The 17205-nt window shown below is 70.2% G+C and carries 19 protein-coding genes; 12 read left to right on the top strand and 7 right to left on the bottom strand.

Annotated elements, in window-relative coordinates; translation table 11 throughout:
• The first annotated feature begins 21 nt into the window (after positions 1 to 21).
• The 4 genes from ABB33_RS03325 (at position 22) to ABB33_RS03310 (ending at position 4455) form a co-directional block, all read left to right on the top strand.
• The gene (locus ABB33_RS03325) at positions 22 to 447 is read left to right on the top strand and encodes a DNA polymerase III subunit chi (RefSeq protein WP_054667657.1); all 426 of its coding nucleotides are present in this window, start codon (positions 22 to 24) and stop codon (positions 445 to 447) included.
• 9 nt (positions 448 to 456) lie between these two features.
• Positions 457 to 657: a YqaE/Pmp3 family membrane protein gene (locus ABB33_RS03320; RefSeq protein WP_056931138.1), complete on the top strand. Its 201-nt coding sequence runs from the start codon at positions 457 to 459 to the stop codon at positions 655 to 657.
• Between the two features lie 32 nt (positions 658 to 689).
• Complete coding sequence (locus ABB33_RS03315) at positions 690 to 3530, top strand: valine--tRNA ligase (protein WP_056931137.1); 2841 nt, start codon at positions 690 to 692, stop codon at positions 3528 to 3530.
• Between the two features lie 100 nt (positions 3531 to 3630).
• Positions 3631 to 4455 carry an EamA family transporter gene (locus ABB33_RS03310; RefSeq protein ID WP_056931136.1) on the top strand — a complete coding sequence of 275 codons (825 nt, stop codon included), beginning with the start codon at positions 3631 to 3633 and terminating at the stop codon, positions 4453 to 4455.
• Positions 4456 to 4464: 9 nt separating this feature from the next.
• Here ABB33_RS03310 and rimI read toward each other — a convergent pair whose 3' ends face one another.
• From rimI to pssA, 3 genes are read right to left on the bottom strand one after another with little or no spacing between them, the layout of a single operon-like run.
• The gene (gene rimI, locus ABB33_RS03305) at positions 4465 to 4962 is read right to left on the bottom strand and encodes a ribosomal protein S18-alanine N-acetyltransferase (protein WP_056931135.1); all 498 of its coding nucleotides are present in this window, start codon (positions 4960 to 4962) and stop codon (positions 4465 to 4467) included.
• Positions 4959 to 5351, bottom strand: a complete 393-nt coding sequence (locus tag ABB33_RS03300; RefSeq protein WP_056931158.1) for a hypothetical protein — start codon at positions 5349 to 5351, stop codon at positions 4959 to 4961. The genes rimI and ABB33_RS03300 overlap by 4 nt, the downstream gene beginning before the upstream one ends.
• A gap of 56 nt (positions 5352 to 5407) precedes the next feature.
• On the bottom strand, positions 5408 to 6187 hold the full coding sequence (gene pssA, locus ABB33_RS03295; protein ID WP_054667666.1) for a CDP-diacylglycerol--serine O-phosphatidyltransferase: 780 nt from the start codon (positions 6185 to 6187) through the stop codon (positions 5408 to 5410).
• Positions 6188 to 6267: 80 nt separating this feature from the next.
• Between pssA and ABB33_RS03290 the strand changes: the two genes are divergently transcribed.
• From ABB33_RS03290 to ABB33_RS03280, 3 genes are all read left to right on the top strand, one after another.
• Positions 6268 to 6651, top strand: coding sequence for a DUF4124 domain-containing protein (locus ABB33_RS03290; protein WP_056931134.1), 384 nt, complete (start codon positions 6268 to 6270; stop codon positions 6649 to 6651).
• 72 nt (positions 6652 to 6723) lie between these two features.
• Positions 6724 to 8418 carry a proline--tRNA ligase gene (locus ABB33_RS03285; protein WP_056931133.1) on the top strand — a complete coding sequence of 565 codons (1695 nt, stop codon included), beginning with the start codon at positions 6724 to 6726 and terminating at the stop codon, positions 8416 to 8418.
• 222 nt (positions 8419 to 8640) lie between these two features.
• Positions 8641 to 9012 carry an H-NS histone family protein gene (locus tag ABB33_RS03280; protein ID WP_056931132.1) on the top strand — a complete coding sequence of 124 codons (372 nt, stop codon included), beginning with the start codon at positions 8641 to 8643 and terminating at the stop codon, positions 9010 to 9012.
• Between the two features lie 133 nt (positions 9013 to 9145).
• Here the strand turns inward: ABB33_RS03280 and ABB33_RS03275 are convergent, their stop codons facing one another.
• Entirely contained in the window at positions 9146 to 10414 is a 1269-nt protein-coding gene (locus ABB33_RS03275; RefSeq protein WP_056931157.1) for a threonine/serine exporter family protein, read from the bottom strand.
• 90 nt (positions 10415 to 10504) lie between these two features.
• Here ABB33_RS03275 and ABB33_RS03270 point away from each other — a divergent pair, with 90 nt between their 5' ends.
• The 4 genes from ABB33_RS03270 to ABB33_RS03255 are packed head-to-tail and all read left to right on the top strand — an operon-like array spanning position 10505 to position 14010.
• A complete protein-coding gene (locus tag ABB33_RS03270) occupies positions 10505 to 11617 on the top strand; it encodes an MlaE family ABC transporter permease (RefSeq protein ID WP_056931131.1) in 1113 nt (370 codons plus the stop codon).
• Positions 11618 to 11629: 12 nt separating this feature from the next.
• A complete protein-coding gene (locus tag ABB33_RS03265; protein WP_054667673.1) occupies positions 11630 to 12439 on the top strand; it encodes an ABC transporter ATP-binding protein in 810 nt (269 codons plus the stop codon).
• A gap of 3 nt (positions 12440 to 12442) precedes the next feature.
• Entirely contained in the window at positions 12443 to 13369 is a 927-nt protein-coding gene (locus ABB33_RS03260; protein WP_056931130.1) for an MlaD family protein, read from the top strand.
• Positions 13366 to 14010 carry an ABC-type transport auxiliary lipoprotein family protein gene (locus tag ABB33_RS03255; protein ID WP_056931129.1) on the top strand — a complete coding sequence of 215 codons (645 nt, stop codon included), beginning with the start codon at positions 13366 to 13368 and terminating at the stop codon, positions 14008 to 14010. The genes ABB33_RS03260 and ABB33_RS03255 overlap by 4 nt, the downstream gene beginning before the upstream one ends.
• 36 nt (positions 14011 to 14046) lie before the next feature.
• Here the strand turns inward: ABB33_RS03255 and ABB33_RS03250 are convergent, their stop codons facing one another.
• Both ABB33_RS03250 and map read right to left on the bottom strand, forming a co-directional pair.
• A complete protein-coding gene (locus tag ABB33_RS03250) occupies positions 14047 to 14394 on the bottom strand; it encodes a hypothetical protein (protein ID WP_056931128.1) in 348 nt (115 codons plus the stop codon).
• Positions 14395 to 14521: 127 nt separating this feature from the next.
• The gene (map, locus tag ABB33_RS03245; RefSeq protein ID WP_056931127.1) at positions 14522 to 15268 is read right to left on the bottom strand and encodes a type I methionyl aminopeptidase; all 747 of its coding nucleotides are present in this window, start codon (positions 15266 to 15268) and stop codon (positions 14522 to 14524) included.
• 248 nt (positions 15269 to 15516) lie between these two features.
• On the opposite strand from map, the gene ABB33_RS03240 reads away from it, so the two are divergent.
• Entirely contained in the window at positions 15517 to 15834 is a 318-nt protein-coding gene (locus ABB33_RS03240; protein WP_152984945.1) for a hypothetical protein, read from the top strand.
• A 22-nt stretch (positions 15835 to 15856) separates the two neighbouring features.
• Here ABB33_RS03240 and ABB33_RS03235 read toward each other — a convergent pair whose 3' ends face one another.
• On the bottom strand, positions 15857 to 17053 hold the full coding sequence (locus ABB33_RS03235; RefSeq protein WP_225546642.1) for a serine hydrolase domain-containing protein: 1197 nt from the start codon (positions 17051 to 17053) through the stop codon (positions 15857 to 15859).
• Positions 17054 to 17205: the final 152 nt, after the last annotated feature.

Below are 17205 nucleotides of genomic sequence, written 5' to 3'. Positions count from 1 at the left end.
CTTCCCCTTCCTGGTTGCCCGATGCCCCGCGCCGACTTCTACCTGATCGCCAAGCCCCGCTTCCTCACCGAGCCGCTCAAGCTGGTGTGCGAACTGGCGCGCAAGGCCAACGACACCAGCCAGTACACCCTGGTGCTGGCGCGCGACGCGGCGCAGGCCGAGGAACTGGACGAACTGCTGTGGTCGTTCGACCCGGACGCCTACATCCCGCACCAGATCGTGGGCGATGACGTGGACGAGGAAGAGGCCATCGTGCTGATCGCCGCGCCGGGCGCCGAGGCGCCGGAACGGCCGCTGGTGATCAACCTGCGCGACGACCCCTACCTGGGCAGCTGCGAACGGGTACTGGAAGTGGTGCCGGCCGACCCGGCCGCGCGCGAACCGCTGCGCGAACGCTGGCGCCAGTACAAGGCCGCCGGCTACGCGCTCAACAAGCACGACATGTAAGGGACCCGCATGCGCCTGCTCATTGCCCTGCTGCTGCCGTGGCTGGCCTTCTTCACCATCGGCCGGCCGCTGTCCGGCATCGTCTGCCTGGTCCTGCAGGTCACCCTGATCGGCTGGGTCCCGGCCGCGATCTGGGCCGCCTACGCGGTCAGCCAGTACCACACCGACCAGAAGATCAGGCGCGCGCTGAAAACCGGCGCGTCCCGCTGATCCCCTCCCCGCCTTCCACCCGGTTTCCCCGCATGACCCAACTCGCCTCCAGCTACGACCCGAAGTCCTTCGAAACCGCGCTCTACGATGCGTGGGAGAAAGCCGGCCATTTCAAGCCGTCCGGCAAGGGCGAGCCGTACACCATCCTGCTGCCGCCGCCGAACGTGACCGGCACCCTGCACATGGGCCACGCGTTCCAGCAGACGCTGATGGACGCGCTGATCCGCTACCACCGCATGCGCGGCTACGACACGCTGTGGCAGGTCGGCACCGACCACGCCGGCATCGCCACCGAAATGGTGGTCAGCCGCAACCTGGCGATGGAAGGCAAGGGCGAAACCCGCGATTCGCTGGGCCGCGACGGCTTCATCGACAAGGTGTGGGAGTGGAAGGCGCACTCGGGCAACGTGATCGAGGGGCAGATGCGCCGCCTCGGCACCTCGGCCGACTGGTCGCGCAGCACCTTCACCATGGACCCGGGCCCGAGCGAGGCGGTGATCGAATCGTTCGTGCGCTGGCACGAGCAGGGCCTGATCTACCGCGGCCAGCGCCTGGTCAACTGGGATCCGGTGCTGAAGACCGCCATCTCCGACCTGGAGGTGGAAAGCGTCGAGGAAGACGGCTTCCTGTGGTCGATCGCCTATGCGCTGGAGGACGGCGCCAGCTACGAGCACGTGGAGCTCGACGCCGACGGCAACGAGACCCTTCGCGAAACCCGCCACTACCTGGTGGTGGCCACCACCCGCCCGGAAACCCTGCTGGGCGACACCGCGGTCATGGTGCACCCGGAAGACAGCCGCTATGCGCACCTGGTCGGCAGGCGCGTCACCCTGCCGCTGACCGGCCGCAGCGTGCCGGTGATCGCCGACGACTACGTCGACAAGGCGTTCGGCACCGGCGTGGTCAAGGTCACCCCGGCGCACGACTTCAACGACTACCAGGTCGGCGTGCGCCACGGCCTGCCGATGATCAACCTGTTCACCCCGACCGCCGCGCTCAACGAGAACGCGCCGGAGCAGTACCGCGGGCTGGACCGCTACGAAGCGCGCAAGGTGATCCTGGCCGAGCTGGAAAGCCTGGGCATCCTGGTCGAGACCAAGGCGCACAAGCTGCAGGTGCCGCGCGGCGACCGCACCGGCCAGGTGATCGAGCCGTACCTGACCGACCAGTGGTTCGTGAAGATGGACGGGCTGGCCAGGCGCGGCCTGGAGCTGGTCGAAGGTACTGATGGAAAGCCGGGCAGCATCAAATTCGTGCCGGGCAACTGGATCAACACCTACCGCCACTGGATGGAGAACATCCAGGACTGGTGCATCAGCCGCCAGCTGTGGTGGGGCCACCGCATCCCGGCCTGGTTCGACGACGCCGGCAACTGCTACGTGGGCCGCAACGAGGCCGACGCCCGCGCCCGTGCCGGGCTCGGCGACGACGTGCTGCTCACCCAGGACAGCGACGTGCTGGAGACCTGGTTCTCCTCGCAGCTGTGGCCGTTCTCCACGCTGGGCTGGCCGGATGAGGCGGCGATGGCGCAGCGCGGGTTCGCGCGCTACCTGCCGTCGAACGTGCTGGTCACCGGCTTCGACATCATCTTCTTCTGGGTGGCGCGCATGATCATGGCCACCGACAGCTTCACCGGGCACATCCCGTTCAAGGACGTCTACATCACCGGCCTGATCCGCGATGCGCAGGGCCAGAAGATGTCCAAGTCCAAGGGCAACGTGCTCGACCCGCTGGACATCATCGACGGCATCAGCATCGACGACCTGGTCGCCAAGCGCACCCACGGCCTGATGCAGCCGAAGATGGCCGAGAAGATCGAGAAGGCCACCCGCAGGGAATTCCCGGACGGCATCATCGCCCACGGTGCCGACGCGCTGCGCTTCACCATCGCCGCGCTGGCCACCCATGGCCGCGACATCAAGTTCGACATGGGCCGCGCCGAGGGCTACAAGAACTTCTGCAACAAGCTGTGGAACGCCAGCCGCTTCACCCTGATGAACACCGAAGGGTCGGGCTTCAGCGGCGCGCCGATGCCGCGCACCGATGCCGAACGCTGGATCCTGGCGCGCCTGGCCACGGTATCGGCCGAGGCGCAGCAGCATTTCGCCGACTACCGCTTCGACCTGCTGGCGCAGGCGCTGTACGAGTTCGTCTGGAACGAGTTCTGCGACTGGTTCCTGGAGCTGACCAAGCCGGCGCTCAACGGCAGCGATGCGGCCAATGCCCAGAGCACCCGCCACACCCTGCTGTACGTGCTCGAAGCGGTGCTGCGCCTGCTGCACCCGCTGATCCCGTTCGTCACCGAACAGCTGTGGCAGCAGGTGGCGCCGCGCCTGGGCATCACAGTCGACACGCTGTCGCTGCGCCCCTATCCGACCGCAGCGGAGTTCAGCGGCGACTACGCCCAGGCCGAGGCCGACGTGGAGTGGTTCAAGACCATGGTCAACGCCCTGCGCCGGGTGCGCAGCGAGCTGAACGTGCCGCCGTCCCGGCTGGTCCGGCTGCTGCTGCAGGGGGGCCAGGCCGTGGACCAGGCGCGCGTGGAGCGTTTCACCTCGCAGCTGCGTTTCCTGCTGAAGCTGGAGAGCATCGAGTGGCTGGCCGCCGACGCGCAGACACCGCCGGCCGCGGCCGCCATCGTCGGCGAGCTGAAGCTGCTGGTGCCGCTGGAAGGCCTGGTCGACCTGGATGCCGAGCGCGCGCGCCTGGACAAGGAGATCGCGCGGGTGTCGGCGGAGAAGGAGAAGAGCGAGACCAAGCTGTCGAAATTCACCGACAAGGTGCCGGCCGCGGTGGTCGAACAGGAGCGCGTGCGCCTGGCCGACTGGAACGGCCAGCTGGCCGGGCTGCAGGCACAGCGCGCCAAGCTGTAAGCCGCCCCCGCGGTGACGCAAGCGCCGCCTGCGGGCGGCGTTTGCGTTTGCGTTTGCGTTTGCGGCTATCCTGCACGCTCCACCGCACCCCGGGCATGCGATGTCGCTGGCGATCTTCTGCGCGGTGCTGTTCGCGGCCCTGCTGCACGCCGGCTGGAACGCCATCGTCAAGCGCGGCGGCGACACCCTGCTGACCACGATCCTGGTCACCGGCAGTGCCGCGCTGCTGTCCGCGCTGGCACTGCCGTGGCTGCCGCTGCCGGCACCGGCCAGCTGGCCATGGCTGGCCGCCTCCACGCTGCTGCAGGCCGGCTACTACGTGCTGGTCGCACGCGCGTACCGGGCTGCCGACATGAGCCTGTCCTACCCGCTGATGCGCGGCTGCGCACCGCCGCTGGTGGCGCTGGCCGGCAGCCTGGCATTCGACGAACAGCTGACGGCCGGCGCCTGGCTGGGCATCGCCGTGGTCAGCGCCGGCGTCGTCGGCATGGCCGGCGGGGTTGCCCGCCGCCACCTGCGGCTGCCGCTGTCCATCGCCGTGCTGATCGCCACCTACACCCTGGTCGACGCGCGCGGCGCGCGCCTGTCCGGCAATGCCGCCAGCTATACGCTGTGGCTGTTCCTGCTGTCCGGGCTGCCGCTGCCGCTGTGGGCGCTGGCCACCCGCCGCGCGCAGCTGTGCCGGTACCTGCGCGGCAACTGGGGACGCGGCCTGGTGGGCGGCGCCGGCACCACCGCCTCCTACGGCATCGCGCTGTGGGCGATGACCCAGGGGCCGGTGGCGGTCATCGCCGCGCTGCGCGAAACCTCGATCCTGTTCGCGCTGCTGATCTCGGCCTGGGTGCTGAAGGAGCGCATCGGGCGCGCGCGCCTGTGCGCCGCAGCGCTGATCGTGGCCGGCGTGGTGGTGCTGCGGCTGGGTTGAACAGGCCGCCTACAGCGGCGGCATGGAACTGATGTCCTCGTCCACCAGTTCCATCGCCATCACCAGCGCATCCTCGCGCCCGGTCACCGCCGGGTAGTAGCGCGGGCGGCGGCCGATCTCGTTGAATCCCTCGCTGTGGTACAGCGCGATGGCCGCGGCGTTGGACGGGCGCACTTCCAGGAACACCCGCGCCGCGCGGTGCTGCCGCGCCACCTGCACCAGGTCGCGCAGCAGGCGCCGCCCCAGCCCGCGCGACTGCCGGCGCGGATCGACGCATACGTTGAGCACGTGGGCCTCGTCGGCGGCGATGCTCAGCAGCCCATAGCCGAACAGGCCGTCGCCCCCGGCCAGCACCCGGCTCGGGTAACCGGCGCGCAGGCAGTCCTGGAAGATGCCGCGGGTCCACGGGAACGGGTAGGCGCGCAGCTCGATCTCCATCACCGCGTCCAGATCGCCCTCGTGCATCGGGCGCAGCACCGGCGCTGGCGTCGCCGCCACCGCGTTCATTGCCGCTGCTTCCGCCGCAGTTCGCGCAGTTGCGGCCACAGCGCACGCTTGGCCGCGGGGTTCGCGCGCAGCTCGTCCAGCGGCCAGCTGTCCATCAGCGCGCGGGTCTGCGGATCGTTGGGGTTGCAGCCGGACGCGCGCAGCAGCGCGATCTGCAGGCGGTCGGGCAGCCGCACCCCGCCGCGACGCGACGCCGGCCGTGCCTGCGGCGCGGTGGCCGGCGCCTCCGGCGGCAGCCGCGGTGGCGCCTCGCGGCGTACCGGCGGCGCCGCGCGCGTGGGCGCAGCCGCGGGAGCAGCCTCCAACGCCGCCGGCGCCGCGGCACGCGTCTGCGGCTGTGGCAGCGGCGCGTCCAGCGCGCCACCTTCCAGATACACCGCATAGCCCATCGCCTGCAGCCATGCCTGCTGCTGCGGCGACCACACCGGTGTGGACGCGGCCGCGTTCACTGCACCCTGCTGGCCGGCTGCCGCCACCGCTGCCACAGCCACATCACCGGCCCGGACAGCGCGTACAGCACGCCGACCACGAACAGCGTGCGCGGCAGGTCGATCACCATGATGGCGATCACGATCGGCACCAGCGCCAGCACCATGAACGGCACGCGCTCGGAGCGCGGGCCCTTCTCGCTGCCGCCCTTGAAGCTCCAGAAGCGGATGCGGCTGACCATCAGCAGGGCGGCGACGATGGACACCACCAGCGCCACGTAGCGCAGTTCCTCGCCGCTCCAGCCCAGGCTGCCGTCGGCGAAGGCCCAGACGAAGGACATCATCAGCCCCGCCGCCGCCGGGCTGGCCAGGCCGACGAACCAGCGCTTGTCCACGGTGCCCACCTGGGTATTGAAGCGCGCCAGGCGCAGCGCCGCGCAGGCCGCGTACAGGAACGCCGCCAGCCAGCCGATGCGGCCCAGCACGTCGCCGTCGAACTTCAGCGAGGACAGCGACCAGTGGTACATCACCAGCGCCGGCGCCATGCCGAAACTGACCAGGTCGGCCAGCGAGTCGTACTGCACCCCGAACTCGCTGCTGGTGCCGGTCAGGCGTGCCACCCGCCCGTCCAGCCCGTCCATGACCCCGGCCACGAACACCGCGACGGCGGCGTTGACGAAGTCGCCGTTGGAGGCGGCGATGATGGCGTAGAAGCCGGCGAACAGCCCGGCGGTGGTGAACAGGTTCGGCAGCAGGTAGATGCTGCGCGAGCGTGGCGGCGGTCTGGTTTCGTCCATGCGGCCAGTTTAATCGACTTGCCAGCCGCGTCACCGGGTGCTGCAATCGGGTTCTGTCCCGTCAAGCGACCGGAGTCGCCATGCGCGCCCTGCCCCGTTTCTGCTGCCTGCTGGCCCTGGCCGGCGCCGCCAGCGGTGCCGTTGCCGGTACCGGCAACCTGTACAAGTGGAAAGACGCCAATGGCGTGACCCAGTACTCCGAGCGCCCGCCGACCGGGCAGAAGTACGAAACCCGCCGCATCACCACCTCCGGCGAGCCGGTGGCCGCGGCCGAGCCGGCCAAGGCCGACGAGGCGCCGGAGTGCACCGCGGCGCGGCGCAACCTGGAGCTGCTGCAGGGCAGCAGCCCGCTGATGCAGGACACCAACGGCGACGGCAAGCCGGACACCCAGCTGGACGATGCCCAGCGCAGCGCGCAGAAGCAGCTCGCCGAGGCCGCCGCGGCGGCCTACTGCAAGAAGTAGGCGCCGCCCCGGCCCTTGCGGCGCATGGGCTTCTGGCAGAATAGGCGGTCCGCCGTCCCGTGAAGCCTCCCCATGCGCCTTTCCCGTTTCCACCTGCACACCACCAAGGAAACACCCGCCGACGCCGAGCTGGTCAGCCACAAGCTGATGCTGCGCGCGGGCATGATCCGCAAGCTGGCCTCGGGCCTGTACACCTGGTCGCCGCTGGGCCTGCGCGTGCTGCGCAAGGTGGAGGGCATCGTCCGCGAGGAAATGAACCGCGCCGGCGCGGTGGAACTGCAGCTGCCGACCATCCAGCCCAGGGAGCTGTGGGAGGAAACCGGGCGCTGGGAGAAATTCGGTGGCCAGCTGCTGAAGATCAAGGACCGCAAGGAGCAGGAATACTGCTACAGCCCCACCGCCGAGGAAGCGATCACCGACTTCGCGCGCCAGGAGCTGTCCAGCTACAAGCAGCTGCCGGTCAACTTCTACCAGGTGCAGACCAAGTTCCGCGACGAGATCCGCCCGCGCTTCGGGGTGATGCGCGCGCGCGAATTCCTGATGAAGGACGCGTATTCCTTCCACCTGGATGACGCCAGCCTGGTGGCCGAATACGAGAACATGAAGGCCGCCTACACCCGCATCTTCACCCGCCTGGGGCTGGAGTTCCGCGCGGTGCAGGCCGATTCCGGCGCGATCGGCGGCGACGCCTCGCAGGAATTCCACGTGATCGCCGATTCCGGCGAGGACGCGCTGGCGTTCTCCACCGGCTCGGATTACGCCGCCAACGTCGAGGCCGCCATCGCCGCAGACCCGGCACCGCGCGCGGCCGCGACCGAAACGCTGCGCAAGGTCGAGACCCCGACCCAGAAGACCTGCGAGGACGTCGCCGCGCTGCTGGGCATCGCCCTGGCGCGCACGGTCAAGTCGGTGGCGGTGATGAGCGCCGATGGTGCGTTCGTGCTGGCCCTGGTGCGCGGCGACCACGAGGTCAACGAGATCAAGCTGGGCAAGGTGACGGGCCTGGCCGACCACCGCATGGCCAGCGAGGCGGAGATCGCCGAATACCTGGGTAGCGAACCTGGATTCCTCGGCCCGCTGAACCCGCGCAAGGCCATCCGCATCGTCGCCGACCGCAAAGTGGCGGCGCTGGCCGACTTCGTGGTCGGCGCCAACGAAAAGGGCTTCCACATCGCCGGGGTCAACTGGGGCCGCGACCTGGCCGAACCGGAGGTGGCCGATATCCGCAACGTGGTCGCCGGCGACCGCGCCCGCGACGGCGGCGAACTCAAGCTCGCGCGCGGCATCGAGGTCGGCCATGTATTCCAGCTCGGCCGCAAATATGCCGAGGCGCTCAAGGCCACGGTGCTGGACGAGAACGGCAAGGCCACGGTAATGGCGATGGGCTGTTACGGCATCGGCGTATCGCGCATCGTCGCCGCCGCCATCGAACAGAACCACGACGAGGCCGGCATTATCTGGCCGGTGGCGATGGCGCCGTGGCAGGCGGTGGTGTGCATGATCAACCCGAAGCAGGACGCGGCCGTGACCGCCGCCGCCGAGGCGCTGCTGGCCGAACTGCAGGCCGCCGGCATCGACGCGGCGCTGGACGACCGCGGCCTGCGCCCGGGCGCGATGTTCGCCGACATGGAACTGATCGGCATCCCGCACCGCATCGTGGTCTCCGAGCGCGGCCTGGCCGCGGGTACCTACGAATACCGCGCGCGCGCGGCCAGCGAGGCCGAAAACCTGGACAAGGCCGGGCTGCTGCATAGAATCGCCGGGTGATACCCAAAAACGGCAGGACAGCCGTTTTTCACGGCAATGCCGCCCGCAGGGCGACGTACAGGGATGTGCGTGATGGAAAAGGCCGGGGTCGAAACCCGGCCTTTTCTCATGTAATCAATACATGGCCCACATTATCGTTGCCGTTACCGTGGAACAGCCGCTATGCTTTGCGCGCTGCCACGGACCGGCAATACCCAACCCATTATCCGGAGTAGCAATTCGATGAGTATCGACCTGAGCGGCCTGTCGGCCCGAGAACTGGCGTCCCTGATCCGCGACGCGCAGAAGCGCAAGAGCGTGGTCGCCAAGCGCCAGCCCATCACCAAGGTCCGCGCGCAGCTGGTCAAGACCGCGCAGAAGGCCGGTTACACCATCGAGGAACTGTTCGGCACCGGCGCGCCCAAGGCGACCCGCGCCCCGCGCGCCGCCAAGGCCCCGGCCAAGAGCGCCAGCAAGGGCGTGAAGGTCGCGCCGAAGTACCGCGACCCGGCCAACGCCGCCAATACCTGGACCGGCCGTGGCAAGCAGCCGCGCTGGCTGGCCGAATACACCGCCGGCGGCCGCAAGGTCGAGGATTTCCTGATCCAGAAGTGATCGGGACGGGAATCATCGCGTAATGAAACGCCGGCCCATGCCGGCGTTTTTTATTGTGGGACGCGGGCCGCGATCGTGCGGCAATTCCCGCGCTACAACCGCGCGCCCTGCCCTGTTGCCGGCTGCCCGCGCCTCAGAGATTCTTCCGCGCCGGCACCAGCAGGTTGCCGAACAGCAGCCCCGCCACCAGCGCCATCACCACGTTCAGCACGGTCAGCAGCGCCGATTCGCCTGCATTCACGCTCTGCTGCTGGATCAGGCTCAATACCCCGCGCAGGCTGATGCTGCCCGGCACCAGCATGATGATGCCGGGCAGGCGGATGATCGCGCCCGGCCGCTGCACCACCCGGCCGAACAGATTGCCGGCGGCGGTCAGCATCATCGCCGCCAGGAATATCCCCGCCGGCCCGCCCCACTGCTGCCCGCCATAACGGGAAATGGCATATCCGGCCAGCGACGCGGCCATCACCCAGGGATAATCCCGGCGCGAGGCGCGGAACAGCATCGCGAAGGCGAACGCGGCCAGCATCACCGAGGCCCATTCCACCCATTCCGGTTGCGGGCGCGAGCCGCGCACCAGCGGCTCCAGGCCGATCAGGTCGGTAATGGTCACCGCGATCATCGCGCCCACGGTCAGTTTCATGATCGTGGTCAGCGCACCGGCGAAACGCGCGGTGCCCGAAACCCAGTGCTGGCTGGCCAGCTCGTTGACCGCATTGGTCAAGGCCATGCCCGGCAGCAGCACCACCAGCGAGGCGATGATCACCGAATTCTGGTTCAGCGGGCCGATGAAGCTGGCCACCAGTACCGCGACGAAACCGGCCAGCATCGCCGCCAGCGCGTCGCTGGCCTCGCGGGTGGCCACGCGGCGGTCGGTATAGAACAGCATCAGCCCGATCAGCAGGCCGGTGAAACCGGCGGTGACGATATCCAGCCACGGCAGCCGCCACATGCCGGCCACGCCGGCCGACCCCAGGCAGAAGGACAGCAGCATCTGCGCGTTGTCGCGCCAGGTCGGCGCCTTGTCGAGCCGGCGCAGCGCGGTATGGCCCTGGGCGATGCTCATCTGCCCGCTCGCCACCGCATCGGCGATCTGATCGGCCAGGGTCAGCTTGTGCAGGTCGTTGCTGCCGGGGTCCAGGCGCACCACGCGGGTGATGTCGCTGGAACCGATCGCCTGGGTCGGGTCGCTGAAACTGAGGATCAGGCCGGTGGGGTTGGACCACGGCTCGCAGTCCAGGTCCAGCCGCTGCGCCAGCGCGACCACCGCCGCTTCCAGCCGCTGCGCGGTGGTGCCGTAGGTATGCAGGCGGCCCGCGATCTCCGTGACGAAGGCCACGCGCTGCGCATACGTGGCGCGTCCGGGGACGATGGAAGCGGATGCGATGGATTCGGCGGACATGCGCATTAGTATCACCCGGAAGTGCGCCGGCTTGATCGCTTCATGGGCCCGCGACGGGGCGACAGGGTATGCTCGGCGCCGGACGCCCCCATGAAGAACGCCGAACCGCCCCACTGCACGATGGACCCGGATGCCGACGGCCAGCTCAGGCTGTCGGGCAGCTGGACGTTGTCCACCGCCCTGCAATCGGCGCAGGTGCTGGGCGGCATCCATGCGCAGGTGCGCGAAATGGACGCGCGCGGCATCGACCAGCTCGATTCGGCCGGCGTGCTGCAGCTGCTGCGGTATTCGCGCAGCGCCGGGTTGAGCGACGACGCGCTGCTGTTCCGCGAGGAGCACCGCGCGCTGGTCTGCACCATCGACGAGGTCGCCGACGAGCGCCCGCCGCCGCAGCGCGACTACGGCGTGGCCGCGGCGCTGGAGCGGCTCGGCCGCTCGGTGCACGCCATCGGCGCCAACATCGGGGTGCTGCTGGGCTTCTTCGGCGAGAACCTGGCCAAGCTGGCACGGCTGCTGCGGCAGCCCCGGCGCCTGCGCCTGACCGCCACCGTGCACCAGATGGAAGAGGTGGGGCTGGACGCGGTGCCGCTGATCGCGCTGCTGGCCTACCTGGTCGGCGCGGTGATCGCCTTCCTCGGCTCGACCATCCTGCGCGACTTCGGCGCCGAGATATACGTGGTCGAGCTGGTCAACATCGCCTTCCTGCGCGAGTTCGGCGTGCTGCTGACCGCCATCGTGCTGGCCGGGCGCACCGCCAGCGCGTTCACCGCGCAGATCGGCGCGATGAAGGCGCGCGAGGAGATCGACGCGATCCAGACCCTGGGCCTGGACCCGATCGACCTGCTGGTGCTGCCGCGGGTGCTGGCGCTGGTGGTGATGCTGCCGCTGCTGACCTTCATCGCCATGATCGCCGGCCTCGCCGGCGGCGTCACCGTGGGCGCGTTCGACCTGGGCATCCCGCCGCAGATGTACATCGCCCGCATGCACGAGACCATGCAGCTGCGGCACCTGCTGGTGGGCCTGTCCAAGGCACCGGTGTTCGCGCTGATCATCGCCCTGATCGGCTGCCTGGAAGGGCTCAAGGTGCAGGGCACGGCGCAGTCGGTGGGCGAGCGCACCACTTCCAGCGTGGTGCAGACGATCTCGCTGGTCATCGTCCTCGACGCGCTGGCCGCGTTGTGGTTCATGCACATGGACTGGTAAGGGGACGGCACGATGGCGATTCCCTCGCGGACCACGGGCGACGACGATGAGCTGGCCATCCGCGTGCGCGGGCTGGTCAACCGCTTCGGCAGCCAGACCGTGCACGACGGCCTGGACCTGGACGTGCGCCGCGGCGAGATCCTCGGCGTGGTCGGCGGCTCGGGCACCGGCAAGTCGGTGCTGATGCGCTCCATCCTCGGCCTGCGCACGCCCGACGCCGGGCAGATCGAGGTGCTGGGCGTGGACGCGCGTTCGGACGACGCGGCCGCGCGCCTGCACGTCGAGCGCAACACCGGGGTGCTGTTCCAGGACGGCGCGCTGTTCTCCTCGCTCACCGTGGGCGAGAACGTGCAGGTGCCGCTGAAGGAGCACCACCCGGAGCTGCCGGAGCGCTGGCACTACGAACTGGCGCTGCTGAAGGTCAAACTCGCCGGCCTGCCGGCCGATGCCCTGGACAAGCTGCCCTCGCAGCTGTCCGGCGGCATGCGCAAGCGCGCCGGGCTGGCACGCGCGCTGGCGCTGGACCCGCCGCTGCTGTTCCTGGACGAGCCCACCGCCGGCCTGGACCCGATCGGCGCGGCCGCCTTCGACCGGCTGATCAAGACCCTGCAGGAGGCGCTGGGCCTGACCGTGTTCCTGATCACCCACGACCTGGACACGCTCTACGCCATCTGCGACCGGGTGGCGGTGCTGGCCGACCACAAGGTGGTCGCCGCCGCACCGCTGACCGAAATCGAACGCCTCGACCACCCGTGGATCCGCGAGTACTTCCACGGCCCCCGTGCCCGCGCCGCGCGCGGCCTCCCGCCCGAGCATGCCTGAGCCATGGAAACCAAAGCCCACTACGTCCTGATCGGCGCCTTCACCCTCATCGTCTCGCTGGCCCTGCTCGGGTTCGGGCTGTGGGCGGCCAAATACTCCTCCGACCGCACCTGGCAGGAATACCGCGTCGTGTTCGACGAAGCGGTGACCGGCCTGTCGGTCGGCAGCCCGGTGCAGTACAACGGCATCTCGGTCGGCTCGATCACCGACCTGTCGCTGGCGCCGGACGACCCGCGCAAGGTGATCGCCAGGCTGCGGCTGAACTCGACCACCCCGGTCAAGACCGATACCCGCGCCAAGCTGGCCATCACCAGCATCACCGGCCCGGCCATCATCCAGCTCAGCGGCGGCAGCCCGCAGGCGCCGGCGCTGACCACGGTCGACCGCGAGGCGGTGCCCACCATCCAGACCTCGCCGTCGGCGCTGCAGAACATCACCGACGTGGCCAACCGCGTGGTCGAGCGCATGGACCAGCTGCTCAGCGACCAGAACGTGGAGCGCATCTCCAACACCCTGGCGCACCTGGAGACCGTCAGCGGCGGCCTGGCCGACCGCGACCAGGGCACCCGCGCACTGCTGCTGGAGGCGCGCGACGCCGCGCGCAACCTCAATACCACCCTGGCCACCGCCAACGGCACCATCCAGCATCTCGACGAGAACGTGGTGCGGCAGTTGCCGGCCACGCTGGACAAGCTCGACGCCAGCCTCTCCAAGCTCGATTCGGCGGCCGGCAACGCCAATGCCATCCTTGGCGAGAACCGCGCCGCCATCAACAGTTTCGCCAACGACGGCCTGGCCCAGCTGGGCCCGACCCTGACCGAGCTGCGGGGGCTGATCCGCGACCTGCGCCGGGTCAGCGACCGCCTCGAGAACAACCCGGCGCGCTACCTGCTCGGCCGCGATGCACCGAAGGAGTTCGAACCCAAATGAAGCGCTTCCCGTCGATGCGACTGCTCGCCCCCCTCTGCGTCCTGGCCCTCGCCGGCTGCTCGGTGCTGGCCAGCGGCGACCGCCACCCGATCACCATCTACGCACCGCAGGCGCGGGTGGCCGTGGACCCGTCGTGGCCGCGGGTGGACTGGCAGCTGGCCGTGGCCAAGCCCGCCGCCGCGCGCCTGGTGGACAGCCCGCGCATCAACGTGCGGCCCACGCCCGGCGAGCTTGAGGTGTACCGCGGCGCGACCTGGTCGCAGCCGGCCACCGACATGCTCGAAGACGCGCTGCTGCGCGGCTTCGAGGATTCCGGCCGGATCGGCGCGGTGGCGCGCATCGCCACCGGCATCCGCTCGGACTACAAGCTCGCCATCGACCTGCGCCGGTTCGAATCGGACTACGCCGGCAACGCGCGCCCGGCCGCGACCATCGAGCTCAATGCCAAGCTGATCCACAGCCTGGACCAGCGCGTGGTCGCCTCGCGCACCTTCCTCGTCGCCGAGCCCGCCGCCGACACCACCGTGGCCAGCGTGACCACCGCCTTCGAGACCGCGCTGGGGCGCACCACCGGCGAGCTGATCGGCTGGACCCTGGCCGCCGGCCAGGCGGACTGGCAGGCCCATCCCGACCAGCACTGAGGCGGCGGCGCCGGCGCAGGCGGCCGCGCCCGGTTTTCAGTTATCCGCCGGCTCCGCCCCGGCGGCAGTCGCCTGCGCATGCCACGCGGCATAGGGCGTGTTCCTGGCCAGGTGGCGGTTGTAGTCCGGCGCGCCATCGGCCCACCACACCGGGCCGCGCTCGCCGAGCGCGCGCTTGGCCGCATCGACCGCTTCGCCGGCCCGCGCCAGCGCCTGGCGGTCTCCCGCGCGGCGTGCCCGCCCCACCTCGCGGCGCGCGGCCATCAGCTGCCGCACCGCCGCCTGCCGCTGTTCCTCCGGCAGCGCCGGGTTGGTCGCGCGCCACAGCCGGCCACGCACCACCAGGTAACGGCCATCAGGGGTACGCAGCGGCGGCTCGCTCATGCCGGACAGGGAGTGCAGGGGAACACCGCCACCCTCGCCGCCGGCGCGTGCACGCCGTGTCGATGCCGCGTGCCGTGCCCAGTGCTCAGTGCTCAGTGCTCAGTGCTCAGTGCTCAGTGCTCAGTGCTCAGTGCAGCGTCACCACGATCGGTTCGCCACGGGTGACGATCAGCGTGTGCTCGTACTGCGCCGAGCGGTTGCCGCGCGCACCACTCAGGGTCCAGCCATCGTCGCCCTCCTCGACCACGCGGCTGCGCGTGGACAGGAACGGCTCGATGGTGATGACCATGCCTTCGTGCAGCCGCCGCGTGTCGTGCGGGTCGTGGTAACCGGGAATGTGGTCCGGTTCCTCGTGCAGCGCGCGGCCGACGCCGTGGCTGCCCAGGTTCTCGATCACGCGGAAGCCGGCCTGGCGCGCGGTGCGCTCGATCGCCGCACCAATCCGGTTGAGCGGCTGCCCGGCACGCGCGACCTTCAGCGCGTTGGCCAGTGCGCTGCGTGCGGCGTGGCACAGGCGCAGGTCGCGCGCCGCGGCCGTGGGCAGCACGCGGGTACCGCCGGTGTCGGCGAAGTAGCCTTCCAGTTCGGCCGAGACATCCACGTTGACCACGTCGCCGGCAGCCAGCACCCGCGCGCCCGGCACGCCGTGGGCGGCCTCTTCGTTGACGCTGATGCAGGTCGCGCCGGGGAAGCCGTAGACCAGGCGCGGCGCCGGCTGCGCGCCGTGCGCGGCGAGCAGGCGTTCACCCATCAGGTCGAGCTCACCGGTGGTCATGCCGGGGCAGGCGGCGGCGAGCATCGCCTCGCGCACGCGCGCGACCAGCCGGCCGATGCATTGCAGGCCGTCGATGTCCGACTGCGATCCGATGGTCATGGCGTTTTCCTCCCGGCAATCGGCACAGGCTAGCAGTGCCGCGGGGATTTTCTGCATGGCATTGATTTTCAAGGATTAATCTCGCACCCCGAAGGCTTGGCGCGGATCCCGGCCACGCCGCCCCCGGCACACTGGTGCGGCCGCGCCTGGCCCGGCGGCCTGGGCTTCACCATGGTTTCACCGCGCCCCCATCGACGCTCCGCGCAGCGGGCCGATACTGCAGCCCCCCATCACCCGTGGAGTACGACGTGAACCACCTCGCGATCCGGCCGGCCATCGGCACCGGCCTGCTGCTTCTGGTACCGCTGGCCCTGTCCGTGCGCGACCGCCACCTGCCTGCCGGCCAGGGCTGGCACTGGGGCCCGCTCGACTTCGTGGTGATGGCGGCGCTGCTGTTCGGGGCCGGGCTGGCTCATGCGTACGCCGCGCGGCGGCTGGGCAGCCGGCGGCAGCGCTGGCTGCTGGGCGCCGCCACGCTGGGCGTGGTGCTCGCGATCTGGGTGGAGCTGGCCGTCGGCGGCATCAGCCAACTGCTCGGCTACCTGCGTGGCGCCCGGTCCGCCTGACCGCGCGCAACGACGCCGGGCCTCACGGCTTGACCAGGCGTTCCTCGACCGCGGAAAACGCCGAGTGCCCGCCCTTGCGCGCGTCCGGCAGGCCGGTGGCGAAGAACGCCACGCCGGTGCCGCTGGCCGGGTCGACCCACAGCCCCGACAGCAGGCCGTACGCCGAGCCGGAATGGCCGATGCGCGCCACGCCGTCGCCGAACGGATCGTCGCGGCAGCCCTTCACCGGCGTGGCCAGGGTTTGCATCGCCAGCCCATAGCGGCAGAAGAAGCCGTCGCCGCCCTGGCCGCTGTCGTCCTCTTCGGTGGTCATGCCGTCACCCGGCGCATAGGTCCACTGCGGACGCGCCAGTTCGCGCACGGATTCGGCGCGCAGCAGGCGCACGCCATCGACCTCACCCTCGCCCAGCAGCAGCCGCCCGATCCTGGCCAGGCCGTTGCCGGAAATGCGCAGCCCGCCCTGCGGTGCGAACAGCGCACCGTTGTCGCCGGCGCGCCAGCGGCCCAGGTCACAGCTGCCGTCGGCCGCGGCCACTACCGGGCAATCCGGGCGACGCCCGCGGTTGTCGTCGCGCACCGGCTGCTGGGCGGCGTCATACAGCACCACCGCGCGCGCCACGCTGGCATCGTCGCAGCTGGCCCAGTTGTAGCAGGCGGCGATGCCGAGCGGCTGCAGCACCAGGCGCTGCATCAGCCGGTCGAAGCGCTCGCCGCTGGCCTTTTCCATCACCGAGGCGACGAGCGGGAAATCGATGTTGGCGTAACGGAAGTACGTGCCCGGCGCATGCATCGGATCCCAGGCGCGCGGATCGTCCAGTACCTCGCGCAGCTGCCCGCCCAGCGGCACCGCGTAGTAGCCGGCGGCATCGGTGAGGCCGGCGCGGTGCGACAGCAGCAGGCGCAGGGTGATGGGCGTATCCGGGAACTGCGGGTGGCGCAGCGGCCAGCCGAGCCAGCGCGACACGTCGGCGTCCAGGTCCAGTTGCCCGGCCTCGACCATGCGCATCACCCCCAGCGCGGTGACCAGCTTGGAGATCGACGCGATCCGCACCGGATCATCGGCACTGACCGCGCGCCCGGCGGCGATATCGGCCATGCCGTGCACCTGGGTGGCGGTGACGCCATTGCGGTCGAAGTCCACCCGCACCGTCGCCACCGGCTCGGCCGCCTGCAGGCTTGCCGCGACCAGCCACATCCCCAGCAGATACCCGACGCGCATTCCCGTTCCCCCGTTTGCCGAAGCGCCGACCATAGGCAAGAACGACGATGGCGTCGAGTGCACGATGGCATGCATCAGCGGCGCTCCGCACCCGGCGCCGGGGCCGTTTCGCAGGGCGGCGGGCACGGGCGCGCGATGGCCGCGCCGGGTGC

This window comes from Stenotrophomonas acidaminiphila, assembly GCF_001431595.1.
In the GTDB taxonomy this organism is placed as follows: domain Bacteria; phylum Pseudomonadota; class Gammaproteobacteria; order Xanthomonadales; family Xanthomonadaceae; genus Stenotrophomonas; species Stenotrophomonas acidaminiphila.
This window is presented reverse-complemented; position numbering and strand designations above follow the sequence as displayed.

What these genes read in the sequence shown, in the direction of transcription:
- ABB33_RS03325 (WP_054667657.1), top strand. Translation starts at nt 22, where the DNA reads ATGCCCCGCGCCGACTTCTACCTGATCGCCAAGCCCCGCTTCCTCACC.
- ABB33_RS03320 (WP_056931138.1), top strand. Translation starts at nt 457, where the DNA reads ATGCGCCTGCTCATTGCCCTGCTGCTGCCGTGGCTGGCCTTCTTCACC.
- ABB33_RS03315 (WP_056931137.1), top strand. Translation starts at nt 690, where the DNA reads ATGACCCAACTCGCCTCCAGCTACGACCCGAAGTCCTTCGAAACCGCG.
- ABB33_RS03310 (WP_056931136.1), top strand. Translation starts at nt 3,631, where the DNA reads ATGTCGCTGGCGATCTTCTGCGCGGTGCTGTTCGCGGCCCTGCTGCAC.
- rimI (WP_056931135.1), bottom strand. Translation starts at nt 4,962, where the DNA reads ATGAACGCGGTGGCGGCGACGCCAGCGCCGGTGCTGCGCCCGATGCAC.
- ABB33_RS03300 (WP_056931158.1), bottom strand. Translation starts at nt 5,351, where the DNA reads ATGGGCTATGCGGTGTATCTGGAAGGTGGCGCGCTGGACGCGCCGCTG.
- pssA (WP_054667666.1), bottom strand. Translation starts at nt 6,187, where the DNA reads ATGGACGAAACCAGACCGCCGCCACGCTCGCGCAGCATCTACCTGCTG.
- ABB33_RS03290 (WP_056931134.1), top strand. Translation starts at nt 6,268, where the DNA reads ATGCGCGCCCTGCCCCGTTTCTGCTGCCTGCTGGCCCTGGCCGGCGCC.
- ABB33_RS03285 (WP_056931133.1), top strand. Translation starts at nt 6,724, where the DNA reads ATGCGCCTTTCCCGTTTCCACCTGCACACCACCAAGGAAACACCCGCC.
- ABB33_RS03280 (WP_056931132.1), top strand. Translation starts at nt 8,641, where the DNA reads ATGAGTATCGACCTGAGCGGCCTGTCGGCCCGAGAACTGGCGTCCCTG.
- ABB33_RS03275 (WP_056931157.1), bottom strand. Translation starts at nt 10,414, where the DNA reads ATGTCCGCCGAATCCATCGCATCCGCTTCCATCGTCCCCGGACGCGCC.
- ABB33_RS03270 (WP_056931131.1), top strand. Translation starts at nt 10,505, where the DNA reads ATGAAGAACGCCGAACCGCCCCACTGCACGATGGACCCGGATGCCGAC.
- ABB33_RS03265 (WP_054667673.1), top strand. Translation starts at nt 11,630, where the DNA reads ATGGCGATTCCCTCGCGGACCACGGGCGACGACGATGAGCTGGCCATC.
- ABB33_RS03260 (WP_056931130.1), top strand. Translation starts at nt 12,443, where the DNA reads ATGGAAACCAAAGCCCACTACGTCCTGATCGGCGCCTTCACCCTCATC.
- ABB33_RS03255 (WP_056931129.1), top strand. Translation starts at nt 13,366, where the DNA reads ATGAAGCGCTTCCCGTCGATGCGACTGCTCGCCCCCCTCTGCGTCCTG.
- ABB33_RS03250 (WP_056931128.1), bottom strand. Translation starts at nt 14,394, where the DNA reads ATGAGCGAGCCGCCGCTGCGTACCCCTGATGGCCGTTACCTGGTGGTG.
- map (WP_056931127.1), bottom strand. Translation starts at nt 15,268, where the DNA reads ATGACCATCGGATCGCAGTCGGACATCGACGGCCTGCAATGCATCGGC.
- ABB33_RS03235 (WP_225546642.1), bottom strand. Translation starts at nt 17,053, where the DNA reads ATGCGCGTCGGGTATCTGCTGGGGATGTGGCTGGTCGCGGCAAGCCTG.